We start from the raw sequence: 5,195 nt of genomic DNA on the forward strand, positions 1-5,195 counted from the left end.
GCGCCGGCTGCGGCGACGCCGGGCGGGGCCGTGAGCGCCGCCGGCGTGGCCGCCGCCACCGAGGACGAGGACCAGGCGCGCGAGGCCCGGGACGACGACGCGCTGCCCGTCGAGGTCGACGTCGAGCAGGTGACGCCCGTGCTCCAGCCGGGCGGCGACCTCACGGTCGCCGGCACGCTGCACCACCGCGGGGACACCGCCCTGGAGGTCCCGCGCGTGCTCGTGCGGCTCGACCGGTCCGCGTTCGTGACCAGGACCTCGCTCGACCGCTGGCGCGACGCCGCCGACGACGACGCGGCGGGCACCACGCTGCTCACGGTGGACCTCGCCCAGCCGCTCGCCCCTGGCGCGTCGCTGCCCTTCAGCGTCGTGGTGCCGGCGGCCTCGGTCGGGCTCCGGTCGTCCTCGGCGTGGGGTCCGCGAGGCGTGGCCGTCGAGGTCGTCGACCGCGGCGACTCCGCGCGACGCCGGCAGGGGCTCGCCCGGACGCTCACCGTGTGGTTCCCCGAGCAGGAGGTGACGCCGACGCGGGTGAGCGTGCTCGTGCCGCTCGTCGGCCCGGCCGTCGACCCGCACGCGCTGCCGCAGGCCGAGGAGGACTCCGCCGGGGCCGGCGACGACGACAGGGCCGGCGACGACGACGGGGCCGACGGGGCCGGCGACGAGCCGGTGCTCACGGAGCACCAGCAGGAGCTCGACGCGCTCACGACGCCCGGCGGCCGGCTGGCCGACGTGCTCGACGCGACCGCGGCGTCCACCGCGGTCACGTGGCTGCTCGACCCGTGGCTGCTCGAGCAGACGGCCTCGGTGCCCGCTGCCACCGACCCCGCGACCGACGGCGCCGACCCCTCCTCCGACTCCTCCCCCGACTCTTCCCTCGACGCCACCGACTCCTCCGCCGGGTCCTCGGCCGCCGCCTCCTGGACCGAGACGCTCGTCGCCGCGACCCGCGGACGGGACGTCGCCCTCCTGCCCTACGGCGACGCGGACGCGGCGGCGCTCGCGCACGCGGGTGCCCTCGGCCCCTGGGACCTCGCGTGGCAGCTCTCCGCCGCGAGCGCGGCGGCGCTCGGCGTGCCCGTCGGCGTCCCGGGCTCCCTGGTCCTGCCCGCGGAGCGCCTCCCGGACGTCGTGACCGCGGGGCTCGCGGCGGCGGGCGGCCGGGCCCTCGTCGTCGGCCCGGGCGCGCTCGAGCCCGCCGACGAGCTGACGTACACGGCGTCGTCGCGCACGACCGCCGAGACGCCGAGCGGCGAGGCGACCGTGCTCGTGCCCGACGAGCGGCTCTCCGAGGCGCTCGAGCACGGCAGCGTCGCGCCGCGTCCCGACGACGGCGCGGACCGGCGGGCGGACGCGCAGCTCACGCCCGCGACGGCGGCGCAGGACGTGCTCGCCGAGCTCGCGGTCATCACACGCGAGCGGCCGAGCGAGAGCCGGCACCTGCTCCTCTCCGCGTCCCGGGACTGGGACCCCGAGCCCGCGGTCGCCGCCGCCCAGCTCGCGGCGCTCGCGACCGTGCCGTGGGTCGAGCTGCAGCCCGTCAGCAGCCTCCTCGCGGGACCGGCCGGCACCGTCCAGCACGACCCGTTGCCGCGCGACGAGGTCGCGACGGCGGAGATCCCTCCGAGCGAGATCGTGGCGCTCGACCTCACCCTCGCCGAGCGCGCGCGCCTCGCCGCCATCGCCGAGCGCCCCGAGGAGCTCATGGGTGCGCCCGAGGCCGAGCGGCTCGCCCCGCTCTCGGTCGCCTGGCGTGACGACGCCGCCGCCCGCACGGCGCTCGTCGCCGCATCCCGCGCGCTCACCGCGTCGATCCGCGACGCCGTCGTCGTCGAGGTGGGCAGCGAGATCAACCTCATCTCGACGTCGGGCGAGCTGCCCGTGCTCGTGCAGAACACGCTGGACCAGCCCGTGACCGTCCAGGTCGCGCTGCGTCCCGGCGACCGCCTGCTCATCGCCGAGGAGGCCGTGACGGTCACCCTCCCCGCCGGCGGCCAGGAGCAGGTGCGCCTGCCGGTGCGGGCGGTGCAGAGCGCCGACGTGCAGGTGGCCGTGGAGCTGCGCGGACCGGACGGCGTCGTCCTCGACGACCGCACGACGCTCACCGTGCACGTGCGCGCCGAGTGGGAGGGCATCGGGGCGGCCGTGATCGGCGGGCTGCTCGCGATCGGCCTCGTGATCGGCGTCGTGCGCACCGTCCGGCGCGGCCGCGCCGCGAGCCGCGCGGCCCCGGTCGCGGCGGGTCCGGACGCCCTCTCGCCCGAGGAGGCCGAGGAGGCCGAGGCCGAGGCCGAGGCGGAGGCGGAGGCAGAGGCCGAGGCGGAGCAGGCAGGGGCCGACGACGTCGCCCGGGACGACGTCGCCCACGACGAGGGGACGGGCGCGCCGCCCGCGGTCGGTGCGGGCCCGGTCGACGTCGGTCCCCCCGGCGGCCCCGTCGTCGACGTGCGGCACCGCACCGGGAGCCCGGTGGACGCGCCGTGAGCGACCTCGGGCGCAGCGCGGGCGTGATGGCGGCCGGGACGGCCACGTCCCGCGTCCTCGGCGTCGTCCGGGTCTCCGTGCTCGCCGCCGCGATCGGCGCGAACGCCGCCGGCGCCAACGCGTTCGCGCTCGCCAACTGGCTGCCGAACATGCTCTACATGCTCGTCGCGGGCGGCGTCCTCAACGCCGTGCTCGTGCCGCAGGTGGTGCGCGCCTACCGGTCGCCGGGCGGCCAGGCGTTCGTCGACCGCCTGCTCACGCTCTCGGGCGTGCTGCTGCTCGCGCTCACGGCGTTCCTCACGCTCGCGGCGCCCGTCGTCGTGCGCGTGGCCGCGAACGACCGCGACCCCGAGTTCATCGGCCTCGCGACCACCTTCGCGCTCTGGTGCATCCCGCAGGTGCTCTTCTACGGCCTCTACACGCTGCTCGGCCAGGTGCTCAACGCCCGCGGCAGCTTCGGCCCGTACATGTGGGCCCCGGTGGTCAACAACGTCGTCGCGATCGTCGGGCTGCTCGTCTTCATGGGCGTCTTCGGCGCGTACGTGCGGGGCGGGCCGCAGGACGACCCGTCGGCGTGGGACGCGGGCCGGGTCGCGCTGCTCGGCGGCGGGGCGACGCTGGGCGTCGTCGCGCAGGCGCTCGTGCTCGTTGTGCCCCTGCACCGCAGCGGGTTCCGCTTCCGACCCCGGCGGGACTGGCGCGGGGCCGGCCTCGGCACTGCCGGCCGGGTCGCGGGCTGGACGTTCGCGGCGCTCGTCGTCGGGCAGCTGGGCATCATCGCCGTGATGCAGGTGAGCACGGCGGCCGCGCAGGAGTTCCAGGCCGACGTCGCGGGCAACAACGCCTACACGCTCGCCTTCACGATCTTCATGCTGCCCCACTCGCTCGTCACCGTGTCGCTCCTCACGGCACTGTTCACGCGCCTCTCGCAGCACGCCGCGGCCGACGACGTGCCCGCCGTGCGGGAGGACTTCTCGTCCGGGCTGCGCATCATCGGCGCGTTCACCGTCATCGCCACGGCCGTGCTCGCCGTGTGCGCGCTGCCCCTCGTCCGCGTGGTGCTGCCGTCGATCGAGCCGGCCGAGGCCGGGTCGATCGCGCCGGTCGTCGTCGCCCTCCTCGCGGGCCTGGCGGCGCTCGGCGCGTGGTCGCTCTGCCAGCGGATCTTCTACGCCTACGAGGACGCGAAGGGGCTGTTCTGGATCCAGGTCGCGATGGCGGGGGTCGTCGCGGGCGGCAGCGTCCTCGGCGCCGTCCTCCTGCCCCCGCGGTGGTGGGTCGTGACGGCCGGGGCGTCGATCGCCGCGTCGTACGTGGTCGGCGCCGTGTGGGGCGGCGTGCAGGTGCGGCGCCGCCTCGGCGGGTCGGGCCGCGGCGCCGTCGTCATGCACGTCAAGGCCGTCGCGAGCGCCGTGGTCGCAACCGCGGTCGGCTGGCCGGTCCTGGGGCTGTTCGGGGACCTGTCCGCCGCCGGGTTCGTGAAGGCGGCTCTCGCGTGCGTCGGCGTCGGCGCCCTGATGCTCGCCGTCTACGTCGGCGGTCTGCGCCTGCTCGGGGTCGACGACGTGACCCGTCTGGCCGAGCCGCTGCTGGCGCGGCTGGGCCGTAGCATGGGCGCGCGGGTCGGCCTCGGCGCACGTGGTGCCGGCCGCACCTCGAGCGCACGGGGAGGTGACCGGGTGGACGTCGTCGTGGAGCAGGGCACCCTGCTCGCCGGCCGCTACCGCCTGGAGCGCCCGCTCGCGAGCGACCTGCCGCGTGCCGAGGGCTGGGAGGCCCGCGATCAGATCCTCGACCGTCCGGTCCGTGCGCTCGTCCTGCGCGGCGACGACGACGCCGGTGACGCGGTCGTCCGGCGCGCGCAGGACGCCGCCCGACGCGCGGCGCTCGTCACCGACCCCCGCCTGCTGCGGGTCCTCGACGTCGGCGACCACGAGGGTCTCGCCTACACGGTGACCGAGCCGCTCCCGGGGCGGTCCCTCGCCGAGCTCACGGCCGACGGCCCGCTCCCGGCCGACCAGGCGCGTGCGATCGTCGGCGAGGCCGCGGTGGCGCTCGAGGTCGCACGGCGGCGCGGCGTGCACCACCTCGCGCTGCGCCCGGCCGCCGTCCGCGTCACCCCGACGGGTGGCGTCGTCGTCTCCGGCCTCGGGCTGGACGGCGAGCTGCTCGGCCTCGGCATCGGCGACGCCCGCACGACGACGCGCGCCGACACGGTGGGCCTGGTCGCCCTCCTGCACCTCGCCCTCACGGGTCACTGGCCCGCGCGCGACGGCGTGCCCGCGGAGGGGGTCGAGGTCGCGCCGGTGGTCGACGGTGCGCCCGTCCCGCCCGCGGACCTCGTCGAGGGCCTCCCGGGCGACCTCGACACGCTGTGCGCCGTGACGCTCGGCCCGAACGACGACGGCCCGCACAGCCCGGCAGAGCTCGTGCGCGAGCTCGAGCCGTGGGGCGCCGTCGACGGCGCTGTGGTCGGCGCCGGTGCAGGTGCTGGTGCTGGTGCAGGTGTTGCCGCCGGCGGAGCCGAGCCGACGGACGACGCGGCCGACGACGAGGCCACGACCGCGAACGTCCAGCGCCAGTCCGTGCGGGCGGCGCTCGCCGCGCAGTCCTCGACGAAGCGGCCTGGCACGACCCCTCCGCCGGCCATCCCGCCCGCGATCCGGCGCGCGGACCCGCGGGCGGGTCAGCAGGCCGGCGCGGCCGCCGGT

Annotated in this window: 2 protein-coding genes; both read left to right on the forward strand. The window is 77.5% G+C overall.

Features of this window, described 5'->3' with window-relative positions; all coding sequences use genetic code 11:
• The coding region (locus ICW40_RS15030) for a DUF6049 family protein (RefSeq protein WP_221654828.1) at window positions 1–2,484 on the forward strand (2,484 nt) is incomplete at its 5' end.
• Window positions 2,481–5,195, forward strand: a 2,715-nt coding sequence (locus tag ICW40_RS15035; RefSeq protein WP_308121835.1) for a murein biosynthesis integral membrane protein MurJ, incomplete at its 3' end; no start/stop codon positions are given. The genes ICW40_RS15030 and ICW40_RS15035, both read left to right, overlap by 4 nt.

The organism is Actinotalea ferrariae, assembly GCF_019733465.1.
In the GTDB taxonomy this organism is placed as follows: domain Bacteria; phylum Actinomycetota; class Actinomycetes; order Actinomycetales; family Cellulomonadaceae; genus Actinotalea; species Actinotalea ferrariae_A.